The sequence below is a fragment of the Yersinia intermedia genome (assembly GCF_900635455.1).
Lineage (GTDB): Bacteria > Pseudomonadota > Gammaproteobacteria > Enterobacterales > Enterobacteriaceae > Yersinia > Yersinia intermedia.
On the sequence record NZ_LR134116.1, the window covers coordinates 1,285,569 to 1,305,336 of the forward strand.

Sequence of the window (19,768 nt, forward strand, 5' to 3'; positions counted from 1 at the left end):
AACAGACAGGTCAGTCAGCGACGGGTTTGAAAGATGGTGAGTAGAAAACATTGTCATGCAAACGCCACAAAAGTGACATAAGATGCTCGGTCATCTGGCTGTATAGATATACGCTTGGATTGATAATAGTAAACGGGGCATGGGGCAATCGAAGAGTATGCAGCGAGCAGGCAGAGCAACACCATCAGGGAGAGATAAGCGCCGGGCTGTCATTGATCGTTTGGTACACATGGCGGTGACGGGTAGCGGCTTGTTCGTGTTGCTGACACTTATGCTGATTTTCGTTTATTTATTGTATGCCGTATTGCCATTGTTTAAACCGGCCTCCATCAGTTTGCATAATCAGTTCGCTGTCACTCGTAGTGCGCCGACGGCAGTGCTTGGCGTTGATATTCAAGGGCGGGTAGGTTATCGCATTGATAATCAGGGCAATGGTTATTTTATTCGGCTCAATGCGCAGGGGGCGTCCCCCGCCGGTAGTCTGATAAGCGAACAGCGATTGTCGCCGCCACCGGATTCAATCAGCCGTGCCGCCGGTGGGCAACCGTTGTATGGCGTTGGCCTGAGCAATGGTCGCCTGATACTACTGCAACCCGATTTTTCAGCTACACCGCCACGCTGGCAATTTCCGCTGGGTGAGTCGCCGCGTTTTATGGATTTGAAAGGTCACCGCTTACAGCATTTGGTGCTGGCTGAACCGCAATCACAGCAGTTTACCATTGCCGCCGTTACCGATGATGGTCGCTTGTTGGCAGGGGAGTTTACTGCCCAAGGGCAGCAGGTCACCGAACTGACGGGGGTGCCGAAAACAGTCGATCAGCTGTTATTAGCGCCAGACGGGCGTTTGATCTATCTGTTATCCGGTTACCAGTTGTTTATCTATCAATTCGGCCCGGAATTAAAATTGCGTGAGGTTGTGTCGCTACTGGATGACCAGCATGTGTCCGATGGGCCATTGACTCTCTCTTTACTGTCGGGGGGCAAGTCGTTACTCGTACAATCGCCAAACGGTGTAATAAGCCAATGGTTTGATGTGCGCAAAGCACCAGACAATCAATTTCACTTGACGCGCATACGCAGTTTCACTCCGGCGGGTAAGGGCTTACTGACCACTGAGAATGGGCGTCGGGTATTTGCCTCACTATCGCCACAAGGCGAGCTATCACTCTTCTCCAGTATCCAGTCAGTGCCTTTACTGCAACATAAATTAGCCAAGGGTGTTACCCACGCCGCATTCTCCCCTTGGGGCGATAGCTTGCTGCTTGAGAATGCGGCCGGTTGGTCTGCTTACCAATTGGACAACCGCTATCCAGATATTAGCTGGCGTAGCCTGTGGCAACGGGTGTGGTATGAAAATTACCCTGAGCCAGCCTATGTTTGGCAATCCAGCTCGGCTGAAGAGAGCTATCAGGCTAAATTCAGCCTGGTACCGATTATTTTCGGCACACTAAAGGCGGCCGCCTATGCCATGTTGTTTGCTATTCCATTGGCCTTGGCTGGAGCAATTTATACTGCCTACTTTATGTCGGCAGGTTTGCGGCGGGTGGTTAAACCGGCCATTGAGATGATGGGCGCATTTCCAACTGTGGTGATAGGTTTGATTGCCGGTATTTGGTTGGCACCGGTGATTGAACATTATCTGACGGGGATCTTGCTACTTCCGCCGCTGTTGGCGTTGACCATTTTACTGTGTGGCTGGGGGAGTGCTCGTTTGGCGCCAATGCTACAGTGGCGGCTGCCTGCAGGCTGGGACATGATTGTGTTACTGCCAGTTATCCTGTTGACCGGTTGGTTCGCCTTGTGGTTGGGCCCACAGCTATCGGTATGGGCGCTAGGGGTACCATTACATGAGTGGTTGGGTGACAACTACTCCCAACGTAATGCGCTGGTGGTGGGGATTGCTATGGGGTTTGCGCTGATCCCGGTCATCTTTTCGCTGGCAGAAGATGCACTATTCAGTGTGCCGCCGTCACTCAGCCAAGGCTCATTGGCACTGGGGGCGACTCCGTGGCAGACGTTAACTCGGGTCGTCTTGCCCTCAGCTTATGCCGGTATTTTCTCTGCACTGATGATTGGTTTTGGCCGCGCAGTGGGGGAAACCATGATTGTACTCATGGCGACCGGCAATACACCCATTATTGATGGCAGCATTTTTCAGGGGTTACGGGCAATGGCGGCCAATATCGCTATCGAGATGCCGGAAGCAGTCGTCGGGAGCGGCCACTATCGGGTGCTATTCCTGACTGCACTGGTACTGTTTTGCTTCACATTTTTGGTCAATACACTGGCAGAGGCGATTCGTCTGCGATTGCGTGAACGCTATCAGATGGAGCGGACGGCGTGATGAACATTGAACCTAAAGTCTCTGGCGTGAGCAAAAAGTGGTTGGCATCCGGTTCCCCGTGGATCTGGCTGACCGCCGGTGCTGTCAGTATCAGCCTGCTGGCGTTGCTTGGGATCATATTATTGTTGGCAGGCCAAGGGATGCGATATTTCTGGCCAGCCCCGGTCTATCTGTTTGAGCTTAAGCAAACAGCGGCAGGGCCGGTCAACATGATTGGCGAAATTTATCAACAGCAGACGTTGTCACGTCAGCAATTAGAACAAGCCGGAGTGATGTTGCCACCGCAGGCCGGTGAAACCGTAACCCGCTATTTGATTAAAACCGGTAACCGCGAGATTCAGGGCCAGGATTTCCACCGCCTGCTGGGCAGTGATATCCAGCAACGCACTTTGCCTAAAGATCTGCTGGTGCTGGATCGCCAGAACAATGGCACGGCATACGGCTTCCTCGCCGGCATGTTGGATAACGGCCAACCTTTAGTGGGCAATGATTTGGCTCAGGAACTGCTAAAACGTATTCCTGTGATACAAAGTCTGGTCAGGCAGTCGAAGGATATTCAGTTCCGCCAGATGAATATGCTTAATCAACAGTTTGAGGCGTTGCGGCTAGAGAAAAAACGGCTGCAAATGCATGGCGACCTGGACAGTAAATCACAGGACCGTATCGCGGCGGAGTGGGGCGAATTGCAACGTAGCCATCAAACCATGATGGATACATTACGCGGGTTACAAACCGAGCAAAGCCGTTACACGTTGTTATTGCGGGATATGAATGGGCAAATTCATCCACTATCACTTAGCCAGATTAACCACGCCTGGTACCCCAATGACATGACTTTTGGGCAGAAACTACGCCATTGGGCGGCACAAACCCAGAAGTTCTTGACCGATAATCCGCGCAATGCCAATACCGAGGGCGGTGTGTTCCCAGCTATTTTTGGCACGGTATTGATGGTGATACTCATGTCCATCGTGGTCATGCCATTAGGGGTAATTGCAGCGGTGTATTTACATGAATATGCAGGTAAAAACTGGCTGACCCGCATGATTCGTATTTCCGTGGTGAATTTGGCCGGGGTGCCCTCGATTGTTTATGGCGTATTTGGCCTCGGTTTCTTTGTCTATCTGATAGGGGGTTCACTGGATAAGCTATTTTATCCTGAGGCGCTTCCTAACCCGACATTCGGTACTCCAGGGGTGTTGTGGGCGGCGTTAACGCTAGCGTTGCTGACGTTGCCAGTGGTGATTGTTGCCACCGAGGAGGGGCTATCGCGCATTCCGGCCAGCTTGCGGCAAGGCTCGCAAGCGCTGGGAGCCACTAAGGCCGAGACATTGTGGCATATTGTGTTGCCGATGGCGGCACCAGCGATGATAACCGGGCTTATCTTGGCGGTGGCACGTGCTGCGGGGGAAACCGCACCGCTGATGCTGGTGGGGGTGGTGAAATCAGCGCCAGTCTTGCCGGTCGATGGTATCTTCCCGTTTTTGCATTTAGAACGTAAGTTCATGCATTTGAGCTTCCAGATATACGATATGGCATTTCAAAGCCCGAATGTGGAAGCGGCTCGCCCATTAGTCTTTGCCACAGCTCTGCTGCTGGTGATCATTGTGGTCGGGCTTAATTTAGCCGCTATTGGTATTCGCCATCATTTGCGTGAAAAATACCGAGGTTTATTGTTGTGACTGAACTTTTTAACCCACAGGACGAAATATGGGACTTTTGACGCCGGATTCACTGCCGCTGCTTAATGTGCAGCAATTGACCGATGAACAAACGGCGCTGGCAGTCGAAAAGCTCAATTTGTTTTATGGCGATAAACAGGTATTGCACGATATTTCATTTAATGTGCCTAAACACCGTGTTACCGCGCTGATTGGTCCGTCCGGTTGTGGTAAATCTACATTATTGCGCTGCTTTAACCGCATGAATGATTTGCTGGATAGCTGTCATTTTGAGGGTGAAATCCGGCTCGGTGGTGAAATTATCACCGATAAAACCACTGACGTTGCCGCATTGCGTCGGCGGGTTGGCATGGTGTTTCAGCGGCCCAACCCATTCCCCAAATCAATTTATGAGAATGTGGTATATGGCCTGCGTTTGCAGGGGATTCGTGACCGTCGGGTGCTTGATGATGCTGTTGAGCGCTCATTGCGGGCTGCCGCATTGTGGCATGAAGTGAAGGATCGGTTGCGGGAAAATGCCTTTCGTCTCTCCAGTGGTCAACAGCAGCGCCTGGTCATCGCCAGAGCCATTGCTATTGAACCTGAGGTGTTATTGCTCGATGAGCCAACATCCGCTCTGGACCCAATATCCACTCTAACCATCGAAGAGTTGATAACCACACTCAAACAGCAATATACCGTAGTGCTGGTTACCCATAATATGCAGCAGGCGGCGCGGGTCTCGGATTATACCGCCTTCATTCATCAGGGGAGTCTGGTGGAATATAACGATACCGATGCGTTGTTCACGTCGCCACACCAGCGCCGGACGGAAGATTATATCACCGGGCGTTACGGTTGAGCATTTAGCGTCAGTACAGTCAGCTTCTAAGGTGTTCGCTTTATTTATCAATTGCGATTTAAGTTTACACTTTCATGTGCCGCTCGTTATTTAGGTGACTATTGAATGGAAGCGTTAAGTGAAAGAGCTATTGATAACTCAGCCTGATTTTATGGAAACATTTAGTTGTGTCGGCACCGCCTGTCGCGAACACTGCTGCAAAGGCCAAAATGTCACGCTTGATAGAAATCGTTATCAAAAATACATTAAAAGCCCTTACGCAGAAATTAAACGCATTGCCATTAACCAGATTTCGGTTACTCAAGCCAGCCTTGCCTCTTGGGCCAATATTCACCCTGATAGTCAGGGGAATTGCCCCTTTCTTGATGAACAACGGTTATGTCAAATTCACAAACATGCCGGTGCTCATGCGTTGAGTCACAGTTGTGCAACGTTCCCCCGCGTTGAGCATGTTTATAAAAATCAGAAAATCAAAAGCATGTCATTGTCTTGCCCTGAGGTAACCCGGCAGGTGCTATTTTCCGATGATGCGCTAACGTTGCGTTTTTCTACTATCAACCAATATGACTATTACAAAGCGCCGGATATTGTTATTGAAGAGCGGTTGGTTAACCGCGCTTGCGCGGCAATTGCAGCCAGTCAGCAACCTAATATTGAAGAAAATCTTTGGGCGATAAATTGTTTTTTACAGAACTATCAAGCCTGGGATGACGTGAATAAAATTAAAATGGTTGAGATAGACAACCTGCGCACTAAACTTATCGCCACTATGACGGCAGGGCAAGCAGCCCATGAACTGGCAGCGATGAAGATAGCTCCGGCTATCAGTGATGAACTATTAAATTATTTGGCTGATTTTATTGCACAACTGGCTGATATTCGGGGGCGAAATACGCTGGCGGCTTATGCTCAACCGTTGCTGAGCTACGCCACTAATGATTTGGTTGGGCAAAATCACAATAAACAACAACTAAACAATGCATGGCAACAATATGCCTTGCCCTTTTTTACCAAACATCCGTCGGTATGGCGCAATTATTTTATGTTCCGCATTCATCATGACCAATTGGCGATGGGGGATGATCAAGCGGCTGTCACGGTATTTAATCTACAAGCCATAGATTTCTTCTATTTGAAAGCACTCATTTCAGCCTATGCCAGCCACCATGGGGAGCTAACCGAAGATGACGTGATTGGTATTATCTATTCTTATCATGCGTGCCGGGAATCCACGGATAACTCAAGCCATATATTTAAACAAAACGTGATAGCTTGGGTGCTAAAAGAAGATTTTTCATTACTATCGTTGTTGGCGTGAAATCGTGTTTAACTTAGTGGTGGGTTGTGTCGTTTGTTATCTGTTCCTAATAGGGCGCTATCCAGTGAAAAAGTTACCGATCATTCAATCTGAATATGTTGAATTGATATTGGGGCCAACTGAACTGGCCCCAGAGGATTAAGCACTCTTTATCGATGGTGTTTTATATTTAGCCAAATATTGTGGCTGGAAAATGCACATACGAATTACAGTACGGTATTCACCATTGATAAAGAACTCTTGCTTTAATTCACCCTCTATTTCAAAGCCTAATTTTGTATAGATATGGATGGCTTTTTGATTTTCTTTATCAACAATCAGATAAAGTTTGTACAAATTCAGTACCGAAAAACCATATTCCATCGCCAGTCTTGCGGCGGTACCTGCATGACCTTTACCTTGATGAGCCGGGTCGATAATTATCTGAAACTCAGCACGGCGGTGAATATGGTTAATTTCAACTAACTCAACCAGACCGACTTTTGTCCCCTGGCTTTCAATAATAAAGCGGCGCTCACTCTGGTCATGAATATGTTTATCATACAGATCAGACAGTTCAACAAAGGCCTCGTAAGGCTCTTCAAACCAATAGCGCATCACGCTGGCATTGTTATCTAACTGGTGAACAAACGGCAAGTCATCCCGTTCTAGTGGGCGTAACCTGACGCTGTTAGTGGTAGACATGCTTATTCCTCATTGGCGACAGCGGTTGCTGCCTTAAAAATTATACTATTAGCACAAGAGGTAAGCACAGGGGAATTAAAAAAGGCGCTAACCATAACTGGCGCGCCTTTAATCAATATTTATTAACTTGTTTTATTCAGCCGCGTAGCCTTGCGCAGGTAAGCGTTTACCATCCAGCCAAGCTGCATTATCACGCATAGCAAGACGGCCATCGGTAAACCAACTCACCACCAACGGATAAATACTGTGCTCCTGAGTTTGTACTCTTTCGACCACATCCTCTTCGCTATCCTCACTAAAAATCGGTACTTTGGCTTGCAGAATAACCGGGCCGCCGTCCAGCTCTTCAGTAACGAAATGCACCGAGGTGCCATGCTCCTGATCACCGTTTTCCAGTGCCTGACGATGAGTGTGCAGACCGGGGTATTTCGGCAACAGTGACGGATGGATATTTAACATCCGGCCAGCATAGTGCTGAACAAACTCCGCACTGAGAATGCGCATATAACCGGCTAACACCAGTAAATCAGGTTGATAGTGGTCAATGGCTTGCGCCAATGCCAAATCAAAACTGGCGCGGTCAGCATAGGACTTGGCATCCACTGCATGGTGGGGAATACCCGCCAATTCAGCACGTTCCAACCCATAAGCATCAGGGTTATTACTGAATACGGCACTGATGGTGCCTGAAATACGCCCTTGTTGTTGGGCGTCGATCAACGCTTGTAGATTACTGCCCTGGCCGGAGAGCAAAACCACGATCTTTTTCATATACCCTTCGTACTTGAAGCTGCAGGTTGAGTCAGCAATGTTATGGATTGATGATGACTTGCTCTGCACCGTCAGTCGCCGCAGCAATCACACCGATTTTCCAGGCTTTCTCACCGGATGCAGTCAGTAACTCAACGGCAATATCAGCCAGTTCTGCTGGGAGCACAACCACCATGCCGACACCGCAGTTAAAGGTGCGATACATTTCGTGGCGGCTGACATTGCCGGTTTGTTGCAACCAACTAAATACCGCGGGCCACTGCCAGCTAGCTTCGTCGATAACCGCTTGAGTCCCTGCGGGTAATACCCGTGGGATGTTTTCCCAGAAGCCGCCGCCAGTCAGGTGAGCAATAGCATGAATATCAAGCTGCTCAATCAGGCTGAGAATGGATTTAACGTAGATTTTGGTCGGTTCAAGCAAATGGTCAGCCAGTGATTTACCGCCCAACTGAGTTTGCTCAGGATTGGTATTGCTGACTTCCAGAATTTTGCGTACCAGTGAATAACCATTGGAGTGTGGGCCGCTGGCACCTAAGGCAACCAACGCATCACCCGGTGTCACTTTGCTGCCATCAATGATTTCAGACTTTTCAACTACACCAACGCAGAAACCGGCAACGTCATAATCTTCACCGTGGTACATCCCCGGCATTTCTGCGGTTTCGCCGCCAACCAGTGCACAACCTGATTGTTTACACCCTTCGGCGATACCGGTAATCACACTGGCGGCAGTCTCCACATCCAGTTTACCGGTAGCGAAGTAGTCAAGGAAGAACAGCGGTTCAGCACCCTGAACCACCAGGTCATTGACACACATAGCTACTAAATCGATACCAATGGTATCGTGACGTTTCAGGTCCATCGCCAGGCGCAGCTTAGTGCCCACGCCGTCGGTGCCTGAGACTAAAATAGGTTCACGGTATTTTTGCGGCAAAGCACACAGGGCACCGAACCCGCCCAATCCACCCATCACTTCTGGGCGACGAGTCTGTTTAACCACACCTTTTATGCGATCAACAAGGTCATTACCGGCATCGATATCTACGCCTGCGTCTTTATAGCTGAGAGAGGTTTTGTTGGTCACTGCGAGGTCCCCACGGCGGTTGGCTGTTTGAGCTTATCCCTTCATCCTTGAAGCCGCAGGGTTAGCACCGTTCACTTACTCGAATCACTTACTTGAGTGAGCTTATCGAGATGTGTTCGCTTGCTGCCTACCTGCAACTCCAATTATTTTGGGTATTAGGAATAAAACGCGATAATTCTAACAGCGCAGGCAAACGTTTGCGAGTAGCTTGTGATATCACGCTGATTTTTAGCTTTCTTGACTTAAGATTGATTTTCTATTGATCTGAATCAGGCTATTCATTGTGGCGTTCAAAAAAAAAGGCGGTATAATCTCGCGATTTTTTTGGCCGTCAACCGCCTAACCAGGAGAAAAATAATGAAGATCGTTGAGGTGAAACACCCGCTAGTAAAACATAAACTTGGTTTGATGCGTGAGAATGATATCAGCACGAAGCGTTTTCGCGAGTTAGCGTCTGAAGTAGGGAGTTTGCTGACTTACGTGGCAACCGCCGATCTGGAAACTGAGAAAGTTACCATCGAGGGTTGGAACGGGCCGGTAGAGATTGAGCAGATTAAAGGTAAGAAAATTACGGTGGTGCCGATTCTACGTGCCGGTTTAGGTATGATGGAAGGGGTGTTGGAGAACATACCGAGTGCCCGCATCAGCGTGGTGGGTGTCTATCGTGATGAAGAAACATTAAAACCGGTACCGTATTTCCAGAAACTGGTTGCCGATATCAACGAACGTATGGCGTTGGTTGTTGACCCTATGCTGGCAACCGGTGGTTCGATGATTGCGACTATCGATTTGCTGAAGAAGGCGGGCTGCCAGAGCATTAAAGTGTTGGTATTGGTTGCCGCACCGGAGGGTATCAAAGCGCTGGAAGAAGCGCATCCAGACGTAGAGCTGTATACCGCCGCCATCGATCAGTGCCTGAACGAACACGGTTACATCATCCCAGGTTTGGGTGATGCCGGGGATAAGATTTTCGGAACAAAATAACTGATGATAGCCGACTCGATAGTCGGCTTTTTTTTGAATAACTTTTAGCAAAATCATTTTTAAACACACCATTAAGAGGATAGAGAAATGAGCCGTCGCACCATCGGTGTCAGCGAGCGTCCACCGCTGCTCCAGACGATCCCCCTGAGTTTTCAACATTTGTTCGCCATGTTTGGTGCCACCGTTTTAGTTCCTATTCTGTTTAAAATTAACCCGGCGACGGTGCTGCTGTTCAACGGTATCGGAACCTTGCTCTATCTGTTCATTTGTAAGGGAAAGATCCCAGCTTACCTCGGTTCAAGTTTTGCGTTTATCTCACCGGTACTGCTGTTATTACCTTTGGGATACGAAGTTGCCTTGGGTGGTTTCATCATGTGCGGCGTGCTGTTTTGTCTGGTGGCGCTGATTGTGAAAAAAGCCGGGACGGGTTGGCTGAATGTGCTGTTCCCGCCCGCGGCGATGGGGGCGATTGTTGCCGTTATCGGCCTTGAGTTAGCTGGCGTTGCTGCGGGTATGGCCGGATTATTGCCTGCCCAAGGTGTGACAGTAGATTCAACCACTATCATCATTTCAATGGTGACGTTAGGGGTAACCATTCTGGGATCGGTGCTGTTCCGTGGCTTCTTCGCCATTATCCCTATCTTGATTGGTGTGTTGGTTGGCTATGCTTTGTCATTCGTGATGGGGGTGGTTGATTTAACCCCAATTAGTCAGGCCCATTGGTTTGCCTTACCGACGTTTTATACCCCACGTTTTGAATGGTTCGCTATTTTGACCATCTTGCCTGCGGCGCTGGTGGTTATTGCTGAACATATCGGTCACTTGGTGGTCACTGCTAATATCGTGAAAAAAGATTTGATTCGTGACCCTGGTTTGCATCGCTCGATGTTTGCCAACGGTATTTCGACGGTGATTTCCGGCTTCTTTGGCTCAACCCCCAATACCACGTATGGTGAGAATATCGGTGTTATGGCGATCACCCGTGTTTACAGTACTTGGGTGATCGGTGGTGCTGCGATTCTGGCGATCATGCTGTCTTGTATCGGTAAATTGGCCGCTGCGATTCAAGCGGTGCCGGTGCCGGTAATGGGCGGTGTCTCACTGCTGTTGTACGGTGTTATTGCCGCATCAGGTATCCGCGTGTTGATTGAGTCAAAAGTTGACTATAACAAAGCACAAAACCTGATCTTAACCTCTGTTATCCTGATCATCGGGGTGAGTGGCGCGAAAGTGAACATTGGCGCAACCGAACTGAAAGGCATGGCTTTGGCAACGGTTGTGGGGATTGGCTTGAGTCTGCTGTTTAAAGTGATCAGTCTGATTCGCCCTGAAGAAGAGATTATTGACGCTCAGGAAGACGAGTCCGCGCGTTAATATTGGCACAATAAAAAGTGATATCTGGCCGCGCGGTTATTGTGGGTTCGGCCAGTTTTTCGCTCTAGATCAGGTTTTTATGCTGTTGTTAATTTTTGTGGTAAGCTTGCCACGTTTTCCCGCCCGTTTTGTTGGTTGAGGTGCTTCTGAATACGCCGGCACAGCTTTCACTGCCACTCTATCTTCCCGATGATGAAACTTTCGCCAGTTTTTATCCGGGGGAGAACCCGTCCCTGTTAGCGGCGATCCAGTCCACGGTTCATCAGTCCCACGGCAGTTATATCTATTTTTGGTCGCGCGAAGGCGGTGGCCGGAGCCATCTATTACATGCCGCTTGTGCAGAGTTATCGCAAAAAGGTGAGGCGGTAGGCTACGTCCCGCTTGATAAACGCGCTTATTTTGTGCCCGAAGTGCTGGATGGTATGGAGCAATTGGCGCTGGTGTGTATTGATAACATTGAGTGTATTGCGGGTGATGAGCAGTGGGAAATGGCGATATTTAATCTCTATAACCGCATTGTTGAAACTGGCCGTACCCGTTTATTGATTACCGGTGATCGCCCACCACGGCAGTTAAATCTCGGTTTGCCTGATTTGGCCTCGCGCCTGGATTGGGGGCAGATCTATAAATTGCAGCCGTTGTCAGATGATGAGAAATTGCAGGCATTACAGTTACGTGCCAAATTACGTGGTTTTGAATTACCTGAGGACGTTGGCCGTTTCTTGCTAAAACGGTTGGATCGGGAAATGCGCACACTATTTATGACCCTGGATCAACTTGATCGGGCCTCTATCACCGCCCAGCGTAAGCTCACCATTCCTTTTGTAAAAGAAACCCTTAGCCTTTAATCCCCTTCCTTTGCCAAGTGGTAGGGGGCGCTGCGTGGGTTACCCGGCCCATCCATTGGCCTCGCTTCGATACGCAGCGTTCAATCATGGGGTGCAATCAAGTTACGGTAAAATCTCAAGTACCTGCTCTGGCGGGCGGCCGATGCGTGCCTGGCCGTTATAAACTACAATCGGGCGCTCGATCAGTTTTGGGTTATCGCTCATTGCTTGCAGCAACTGATCCTGCGTTAGTGCCTCATCTGCCAAATTCAGTGTTTTGTAGAGATCTTCTTTGGTACGCATAAGCTGCCGGGCGTCATGAAAGCCGAGTTGTTGCAGTAACACTTTTAACCCCGCTACTGACGGTGGGTGGTCTAAATATAATATGACCTGTGGTTGAATACCCTGCTGTTCAACCAGTGCGAGTGTTTCCCGACTTTTGGAGCAGCGTGGGTTATGATAAAACGTGACATCTTTCATGATAAATTTCCTTAAGACTTCTGGTATTTCTGGAAGCGCTTATCTAGCTGGCGCAACTGGTCAATGCGTGCATCATAACGCGCTTGTTCCAGGCTCCCCAATTTCACCCGGGCGCTGGCATCGCTGAGCAGGCCAATGGCCTGCGGCAATTTACCACTCAAGGCCAGACTCTCTGCCCGAGCAGCCAGCTCCTGATCGCGTAAACCCAGTGCAGCGGCCGCCTGGGCTAACAAATCCCAACCATTAGGATCGTTTGGATTAGCGAAGGTGTAACGGTTGAGTATTTTGACCGCTGCCGCCGGTTGGCCGCCCTGAACATACGCGTTGGCCAGATTCAATTGCAACACCGGCTCATCATTTTGTTTAGCGGTTGCCGCTTGCAGGCGGGCAATGGCAGCGGCTGTTTTGTTTTGCCCCAGATCGATATCAGTCATCAAATCAAGGAACCAAATATTGCCTGGCTGCTGCGCTAACAGGGGCTGTAACTGATTGCGAGCTTCATCGTACTTTTTGGCCTGGTACCACAAAATGGCTTGACCGTATTTAGCCGCCAGTTGCTCGCGCACCGTGCCTTTACTCAATTTTTCCAGCAGGTCTGGCGTGAGGCTGTTTTCAGTTGAACCATACATGCCCAGAATACGAACTTTGGCGAATAAGTAATCTTGTGATGACGTGATAGGGTGCGGTTTCATCTGATTAGCGCGGTTACGCGCATCAGATAAACGGCTGTCCGGTAAGGGGTGAGTTAGCAGCATTTCCGGTGGCTTTGACGCATATCGTGACTGATCGGCCAGTTTTTGCAGGAAATTAGGCATGGCCTGCGGATCAAACCCGGAGCGTTGCAATACCTGAATACCTATACGGTCAGCTTCCTGTTCGTTGCCTTGAGTAAAGCTGATGACGCCCTGTTGAGCGCCTGCTAACGTGCCGCTCAAACCTGCCATCCCCGCTTGTGGGCTGGCCATGGTTAACAGAATAGAACCTAATACCCCGACCCACGTCAGCGGTGCCATTCGTTGCTGCTCTTCCATCGCACGCGCCAGATGGCGTTGAGTCACATGGGATATTTCATGCGCTAATACGGATGCCAATTCACTTTCGTTCTCGGTATAGCGGAACAGGGCAGAGTGGAGCACCACATTGCCACCGAAGAAAGCAAAGGCGTTAATCTGATCGTTATTCACTAAATAGAAATGAAACGGGGTTCGTACCGAGTAGGCATTGGCGACCAGCCGATTACCCAGCGTATTGATATATTGGGTCAATAGCGGATCATAAATCAGCGGTGTGCTGGCGCGCATTTGGCGGACATAAAAATCCCCCATTGCATTTTCCTGATCGATACTCAGTGTGGCACCCGCAGAGGTGCCAATATCGGGCAGCAGATCTTGCGTCTCAGCGCTGGCTGGTATAGTGCCAGTGAGCAGCAAGCTACTGAGTAGTGTGGCGATCATTGTCTTACTTAACCGACCTGTTTTAGTTAACCGATAAGTCATAAATGAGGCTGCCCTTGCTAATGTAATGACAATTAGACTCCGAGATGTGTAAGAGTTCTTCTTCCTTGCTCTGCTCTCCAGTACAATCATCACGAAAGCGGGTTATACCCGTCATCTTTCAAATTGCAGGTGTAAGCTCATCGGGGTTCTCTTGCTTGCCGCCTTCCCGCATCTTGAAATCTATTGGGTAAGATCTCATAAATAGCATCAAATACGTCAAAGGTTAAGCTCAACATCCGTTGCTGAGGCTCGCAACTATCTTAGCCAGCATGGGGAGATAAGGGAACGTCTGACGAGAACAATTTACCTTCGGGTTATGTCCCTGCGTGTCGGGGCGGTTAAAGGGGACGACCAATTTGTCGTTCTCTCATGGTACTTAAGGAGCAATTACGGATGCTAGAGCTGTTGTTACAGTGGTATCGTCGGCGTTTTACCGACCCGCAGGTTATCGCTTTATTGGTTATTCTGTTGGTTGGATTCTGCATTCTCTACTTCTTTAGTGGCATTTTGGCTCCTCTGCTGGCGGCGATCGTGTTGGCGTATTTGTTAGAATGGCCAACCGCCCGATTACAGCGTATTGGTTGTTCGCGTCCTTGGGCTGCCAGTATCGTGCTGGTGATTTTCGGTGGTATCACACTCCTGGCTGTATTTGTTGTGGCGCCTACGGTGTGGCAACAGGGCAATAATCTGATATCAGATATGCCGAAAATGCTCAATAAATTCAATGCATTTGCTCAGACGTTGCCTTCACGTTACCCTGCGCTGGTGGATGCCGGGATTGTCGATATGATGGCGGAAAATCTGCGAAGTAAGCTGTCAGGGATGGGGGAGTCAGTGGTTAAAATCTCTCTTGCTTCATTGATAGGTTTACTGACATTAGCAATTTATCTGATTCTGGTGCCACTGATGCTGTTTTTCCTGCTCAAAGATAAAGAGCAGATGCTGAATGCGGTGCGGCGTATTTTACCACGTAATCGTGGTCTGGCTGGGCAAGTCTGGCTGGAAATGAACCAGCAGATAACCAACTATATTCGTGGCAAAGTATTGGAGATGGTGATTGTTGGCATCGCCACGTATTTAGTGTTCTTTGTTATGGGTATGAATTACGCGCTGTTATTGGCGGTGTTAGTCGGCTTCTCGGTACTGATTCCTTATATTGGTGCCGTGATTGTCACTATTCCAGTGGTGCTGGTGGCATTATTCCAGTGGGGGGTTGGGGCGGATTTCTGGACACTTTTTATCGCCTATCTGGTAGTACAAGGGCTGGATGGCAACTTGCTGGTGCCGGTACTGTTCTCAGAGGCCGTAAACCTGCATCCATTGGTGATTATTCTGTCAGTGATCATTTTTGGCGGCATGTGGGGCTTTTGGGGGGTATTCTTTGCTATCCCGTTAGCTACGCTGGTGAAAGCGGTTATTCACGCCTGGCCGGAGGAGTTTATCCCCGACGCAGATTAACTTATACTCGTCATACTTCAAGCTGCATCTGCGTTGGCTGCCTTCGTTCACCCCAGTCACTTACTTATGTAAGCTCTTGGGGCTTCACTTAGTTGCCGCCTTCCTGCAACTCGAATTATTTAGAGTATATGAAGATATGACGAATAAAAAAGAGCGCTTGAGCGCTCTTTTTTTGCAACTTTCGGCCAAGGCCAGTGTGTGATGACTCAGGCACTTTGGCGCAAGTAATCCATTACAATTTCGTGGTGGTTGGTGGTTTTGAAATTATCAAATACATGCTCCACCTTACCGTCCGCATCAATTAAGAAACTGATACGGTGGATACCGTCATAGGTTTTACCCATAAAGCTTTTTTCGCCCCAGACACCAAATTGCTCTGCGACCTGATGATCTTCATCAGACAACAATGTGAAATTCAGTAGCTCTTTTTCGGCAAAACGTGACAGCTTTTCAGGTTTATCGGTGCTAATACCGAGCACTTCGACACCTGCTTTCTTCAATTCATCCATGTTGTCGCGCAGACCACAGGCCTGAACAGTACAGCCAGGTGTCATGGCTTTAGGATAGAAGTAGACCAAGACACGTTGTCCCTGGAAGTCGGCCAAACTAATGTGCTCGCCATCCTGGTCTGGCAAACTAAACTTCGGCGCTATATCACCGGCTTTCAATGGGCTCATTATTAACTCTCCATTCGTGAGTCATGCTGTGGATAGTTCACAACGCTAATACTGCCTTGTGCGTTGAGTTCTGTACATAGCTGATAAAAAGCGTGTTCAATTATCGAACTGTTTTGGCTGGCGGGACTGTGCGCACTAATCTGGATATGTAACCGAGGGGGATTGCCGCCTTCAGCCGGTTGAGTCTTGGAAACCAACTCTGCAATATTCATATTGTGGCAATGGAACAAGTTGGTAAACCGTTCGATAATATGGGGGGAGTCATTGACTTCAACTTTTACCCATACTGTGGCAGGCATCGCTTTTTGGCCCTGAGCGTTGGTGCGCTTCATCACAATCAGCAAATCAAGCTCTGCCCCTCGTTGTGGCAAGGTCGACTCCAGTAGGGTAATCGCATTCCAACTGCCTGAAAGCAGCATAATAAATGTGAACTCCTCACCGAACATTGCCAGCCGGCTATCTTCAATATTACAACCGCAGCTACTGACATGGCGGGTGATGGTATTCACGATTCCTGGGCGGTCAGCACCCAGTGCGGTAATGACCAGATAATGTTCATCAAGCTGCGGCAAAATCGCTCTTCCTGTCATGCTCTTTGGGGTTACCATGGTAAACATAAAAAAAACCTGCTGCCAAGCGCTTACAACACAGTTGTTTGCTTGCTTTTGGATAGAGGTCAAAAGTACCATGAGTAACTTGTTTAAGGAGGGGGTGGGCAATGTTTACGGGAAGTCCAATGTTTACAGGAAGCATAGTTGCACTGGTAACGCCGATGGACGACCAAGGTGTGGTCGATCGTGCAAGCCTGAAGAAACTTATTGATTACCATGTGGCCAGTGGTACGGCGGCGATCGTCTCCGTGGGCACAACGGGTGAGTCTGCAACACTGAACCATGACGAACATGTTGATGTGGTCATGCAGACGCTCGAATTGGCCGATGGCCGCATCCCAGTTATTGCCGGAACCGGCGCTAATGCCACCTCCGAAGCAATTTCTCTCACACAACGGTTTAATAATACCGGCGTAGTGGGGTGTTTGACTGTCACGCCATATTATAATCGGCCAATGCAGGAAGGGTTGTATCAACACTTCAAAGCGATTGCTGAAAGTACCGATTTACCCCAAATTCTCTATAATGTGCCTTCGCGTACCGGTTGCGATATGTTACCGCCGACCATTGCTCGCTTAGCTAAGATTAAAAATATTGTTGCTGTTAAAGAAGCAACAGGGAACTTAAGTCGGGTTAGTCAGATCCAAGTGCTGGTTGATGATGAAGATTTCATCCTGCTCAGTGGTGACGATGCGAGCGGACTGGACTTTATGCAACTGGGCGGCAAAGGTGTTATTTCGGTGACGGCAAACATTGCTGCGCGCGAAATGGCCGAACTTTGTGCCTTGGCGGCACAGGGTAACTTTGCAGAGGCACGCCGTTTGAATCAGCGCTTGATGCCGTTGCATCAGCATTTATTTGTAGAAGCAAACCCAATTCCGGTGAAATGGGCCGCGAAGAAGCTGGGATTAATGGCGAATGACACTCTGCGTCTGCCAATGACCCCACTGACTGACCCGGCTAAACGGGTTGTGGAAGACGCGCTGAAAAGCGCAGGTTTGCTGTAACTCTTAGGGAAATTTGATGGCAATAACATTGCAAAAGTCGACGGTGGTAACGGTTGTGGGTGTTTCGCTGGCAATGCTGCTGGCAGGTTGCTCCACTGACCAACGCTACAAACGCCAGGTTGGCGGTGACGAGTCTTATCTTGAAGCTCCTGGGCTAAAGCCGCTTAACTCACCGGCAGGAATGATTCTGCCAGTGCAGAATGGTGAGTTTGATATCCGTTCCGTCAACTCTCAAGGCGCAGTGGGTAAACAGTTGGACATCCGTCCTCCGGTACAACCACTGGCATTGCTTAGCGGTTCTCGCGCTGAAAATGCTAACGATACCAGCAAGCTATTGTTAGAAAATAGCCCGCAAAATCGTAACCTTTGGGCACAAGTTACTCGCGTTCTTCAGGATAAAAACTGGACGATAGCCAGCCGTCAGGATGCCAGCCAAACGTTGACAACTGACTGGGTCAAATGGAACCGTGCAGATGAAGACGTGCAGTTTGAAGGCCGTTATCAGATAAGTGTGCAGGAACAAGGTTATCAGTTGGTGTTAGTGGTGAAATCCCTTGCGTTACAGCAAGGTGGGCAACCGGTCACCAGCTATACCGAAATCCAGCGCTACAACGGCGCAATGCTGAATGCCATTATCGAAGGTCTGGATAAAGTGCGTTCTGATAGCGAAAGCAGTCAGGCTTCCCGTAAAGTCGGCACGCTGGATGTGCAAAGCGGCAGCGATGATACTGGTTTACCGCAACTGATTGTACGTGCCCCTTATGCTGTGTTGTGGGAACGTTTGCCAGCCGCCCTTGAGAAGATCGGCATGAAGGTTAATGATCGTAGTCGTCCGCAAGGTTCGATTAACGTTACCAATAAATCCATGAGTAGCAGTGGTTGGGATGCGTTGGGGGCCAAAGACCCTGAATTGCCAGAAGGCGATTATAAGTTACAGGTCGGTGATCTCGATAACCGCAGTAGCTTACAGTTCATCGGTCCGAAAGGGCACACTCTGACTCAGTCTCAGAACGATGCTCTGGTCGCGGTGTTCCAGGCAGCATTTAGCCAAACTGGTGCTACAAGTACCAAATAAAACCAAAGGGGCTTCGGCCCCTTTAAACCCGTCATACTTCAAGCTGCATGTGTGTTGGCTACGTTCAATCACCCGAATCACTTACAACACAGTAAGCTCATCGGGATTATGAGCCTCATCAAAGGCTCACCCTACAGGTCAGCGCAGGCGCTGTTCAAAATGGTTTATAACCAATTTGTCATTCACTTGCCGCCTTCCTGCAACTCGAATTATTTAGGGTTTAGTCATTTTATGGCGAGTTATATTTTCACATTACTGGAGTAATTAAGATGCAAAAGCTAGCTGAGTTGTATCGTGGGAAGGCGAAGACCGTCTATACCACCGAAAATCCTGACCTATTGGTATTGGAGTTCCGCAACGATACGTCAGCACTGGATGGTCAGCGCATTGAACAATTCGATCGTAAAGGGATGGTAAATAACAAATTTAACCATTTCATTATGACTAAATTGGAAGACGCCGGTATTCCAACGCAAATGGAACGCTTGTTGTCAGATACCGAAGTGTTGGTCAAAAAACTGGAAATGATCCCAGTTGAGTGTGTTATCCGTAACCGTGCAGCGGGCTCGTTGGTAAAACGCTTAGGAATAGAAGAAGGTTTGCAACTGAACCCACCACTGTTCGACCTGTTTTTGAAAAACGATGCCATGCATGACCCGATGGTCAATGAGACTTATTGCAAAACCTTCGGTTGGGCAACTGAAGCACAATTGGCGCGCATGAAAGAACTGAGCTATTTGGCTAATGACGTGCTGAGTAAGCTGTTTGATGATGCCGGTTTAATCCTGGTGGACTTCAAGTTGGAATTCGGCCTGTTCAATGGCGAAGTGGTGTTGGGTGATGAGTTCTCTCCCGATGGTAGCCGTTTGTGGGATAAGAAAACCTTGAACAAGATGGATAAAGACCGTTACCGCCAGAGCCTGGGTGGTTTGATTGAAGCCTACGAAGAAGTTGCACACCGTATCGGCGTAAAATTAGACTAACCGCGCAATCGATTACGTTTGTCTGGCGCAGGGGAGATAGCTGCTATCTCCCCTCATTGTTCTTACTCAACG

At 48.9% G+C, this 19,768-nt stretch carries 18 protein-coding genes; 11 read left to right on the forward strand and 7 right to left on the reverse strand.

Features of this window, described 5'->3' with window-relative positions; genetic code table 11:
- Positions 1–157: 157 nt before the first annotated feature.
- The 4 genes from EL015_RS05970 to fliB all read left to right on the forward strand — a co-directional run bounded on the left by EL015_RS05970 (position 158) and on the right by fliB (position 6,185).
- On the forward strand, positions 158–2,344 hold the full coding sequence (locus EL015_RS05970) for an ABC transporter permease subunit (RefSeq protein WP_005183971.1): 2,187 nt from the start codon (positions 158–160) through the stop codon (positions 2,342–2,344).
- The gene (gene pstA, locus EL015_RS05975) at positions 2,344–4,026 is read left to right on the forward strand and encodes a phosphate ABC transporter permease PstA (RefSeq protein ID WP_032905991.1); all 1,683 of its coding nucleotides are present in this window, start codon (positions 2,344–2,346) and stop codon (positions 4,024–4,026) included. Before EL015_RS05970 ends, pstA begins: the two co-directional genes overlap by 1 nt.
- A 28-nt stretch (positions 4,027–4,054) precedes the next feature.
- Entirely contained in the window at positions 4,055–4,867 is an 813-nt protein-coding gene (gene pstB, locus EL015_RS05980) for a phosphate ABC transporter ATP-binding protein PstB (RefSeq protein ID WP_005183969.1), read from the forward strand.
- A gap of 118 nt (positions 4,868–4,985) precedes the next feature.
- A complete protein-coding gene (fliB, locus tag EL015_RS05985) occupies positions 4,986–6,185 on the forward strand; it encodes a flagellin lysine-N-methylase (protein WP_005183967.1) in 1,200 nt (399 codons plus the stop codon).
- Between the two features lie 138 nt (positions 6,186–6,323).
- On the opposite strand, the gene speG is transcribed toward fliB, so the two are convergent.
- The 3 genes from speG to purM form a co-directional block, all read right to left on the reverse strand.
- Positions 6,324–6,869, reverse strand: coding sequence for a spermidine N1-acetyltransferase (speG, locus tag EL015_RS05990; RefSeq protein ID WP_005183966.1), 546 nt, complete (start codon positions 6,867–6,869; stop codon positions 6,324–6,326).
- A gap of 132 nt (positions 6,870–7,001) precedes the next feature.
- Positions 7,002–7,640 (reverse strand): phosphoribosylglycinamide formyltransferase, encoded by a 639-nt coding sequence (gene purN / locus EL015_RS05995; RefSeq protein ID WP_005183963.1) that lies wholly within the window; start codon positions 7,638–7,640, stop codon positions 7,002–7,004.
- Positions 7,641–7,680: 40 nt separating this feature from the next.
- Positions 7,681–8,724 carry a phosphoribosylformylglycinamidine cyclo-ligase gene (purM, locus tag EL015_RS06000; protein ID WP_005183961.1) on the reverse strand — a complete coding sequence of 348 codons (1,044 nt, stop codon included), beginning with the start codon at positions 8,722–8,724 and terminating at the stop codon, positions 7,681–7,683.
- 357 nt (positions 8,725–9,081) lie between these two features.
- On the opposite strand from purM, the gene upp reads away from it, so the two are divergent.
- From upp to hda, 3 genes are all read left to right on the forward strand, one after another.
- Positions 9,082–9,708 carry a uracil phosphoribosyltransferase gene (gene upp, locus EL015_RS06005; RefSeq protein WP_005183956.1) on the forward strand — a complete coding sequence of 209 codons (627 nt, stop codon included), beginning with the start codon at positions 9,082–9,084 and terminating at the stop codon, positions 9,706–9,708.
- A gap of 87 nt (positions 9,709–9,795) precedes the next feature.
- Positions 9,796–11,082 carry a uracil permease gene (gene uraA / locus EL015_RS06010; protein WP_005183953.1) on the forward strand — a complete coding sequence of 429 codons (1,287 nt, stop codon included), beginning with the start codon at positions 9,796–9,798 and terminating at the stop codon, positions 11,080–11,082.
- A gap of 140 nt (positions 11,083–11,222) precedes the next feature.
- Positions 11,223–11,930, forward strand: a complete 708-nt coding sequence (gene hda, locus EL015_RS06015) for a DnaA inactivator Hda (RefSeq protein WP_032906019.1) — start codon at positions 11,223–11,225, stop codon at positions 11,928–11,930.
- A 102-nt stretch (positions 11,931–12,032) separates the two neighbouring features.
- Here hda and arsC read toward each other — a convergent pair whose 3' ends face one another.
- Both arsC and bepA read right to left on the reverse strand, forming a co-directional pair.
- Positions 12,033–12,389 carry an arsenate reductase (glutaredoxin) gene (arsC, locus tag EL015_RS06020; RefSeq protein WP_005183948.1) on the reverse strand — a complete coding sequence of 119 codons (357 nt, stop codon included), beginning with the start codon at positions 12,387–12,389 and terminating at the stop codon, positions 12,033–12,035.
- 11 nt (positions 12,390–12,400) lie between these two features.
- Positions 12,401–13,885 (reverse strand): beta-barrel assembly-enhancing protease, encoded by a 1,485-nt coding sequence (gene bepA, locus EL015_RS06025; RefSeq protein WP_050073534.1) that lies wholly within the window; start codon positions 13,883–13,885, stop codon positions 12,401–12,403.
- Between the two features lie 393 nt (positions 13,886–14,278).
- Between bepA and EL015_RS06030 the strand changes: the two genes are divergently transcribed.
- A complete protein-coding gene (locus EL015_RS06030) occupies positions 14,279–15,343 on the forward strand; it encodes an AI-2E family transporter (RefSeq protein WP_032905988.1) in 1,065 nt (354 codons plus the stop codon).
- Positions 15,344–15,549: 206 nt separating this feature from the next.
- Here the strand turns inward: EL015_RS06030 and bcp are convergent, their stop codons facing one another.
- The gene (bcp, locus tag EL015_RS06035; protein ID WP_005183922.1) at positions 15,550–16,020 is read right to left on the reverse strand and encodes a thioredoxin-dependent thiol peroxidase; all 471 of its coding nucleotides are present in this window, start codon (positions 16,018–16,020) and stop codon (positions 15,550–15,552) included.
- A gap of 2 nt (positions 16,021–16,022) precedes the next feature.
- Complete coding sequence (locus EL015_RS06040; protein WP_032906018.1) at positions 16,023–16,592, reverse strand: glycine cleavage system transcriptional repressor; 570 nt, start codon at positions 16,590–16,592, stop codon at positions 16,023–16,025.
- A gap of 164 nt (positions 16,593–16,756) precedes the next feature.
- On the opposite strand from EL015_RS06040, the gene dapA reads away from it, so the two are divergent.
- The 3 genes from dapA (at position 16,757) to purC (ending at position 19,696) form a co-directional block, all read left to right on the forward strand.
- Entirely contained in the window at positions 16,757–17,638 is an 882-nt protein-coding gene (dapA, locus tag EL015_RS06045; protein ID WP_005183919.1) for a 4-hydroxy-tetrahydrodipicolinate synthase, read from the forward strand.
- A gap of 16 nt (positions 17,639–17,654) precedes the next feature.
- Positions 17,655–18,713 carry an outer membrane protein assembly factor BamC gene (gene bamC, locus EL015_RS06050; protein ID WP_005183916.1) on the forward strand — a complete coding sequence of 353 codons (1,059 nt, stop codon included), beginning with the start codon at positions 17,655–17,657 and terminating at the stop codon, positions 18,711–18,713.
- Between the two features lie 269 nt (positions 18,714–18,982).
- Positions 18,983–19,696, forward strand: a complete 714-nt coding sequence (gene purC / locus EL015_RS06055; protein ID WP_005183911.1) for a phosphoribosylaminoimidazolesuccinocarboxamide synthase — start codon at positions 18,983–18,985, stop codon at positions 19,694–19,696.
- The last annotated feature ends 72 nt before the right edge of the window (positions 19,697–19,768 follow it).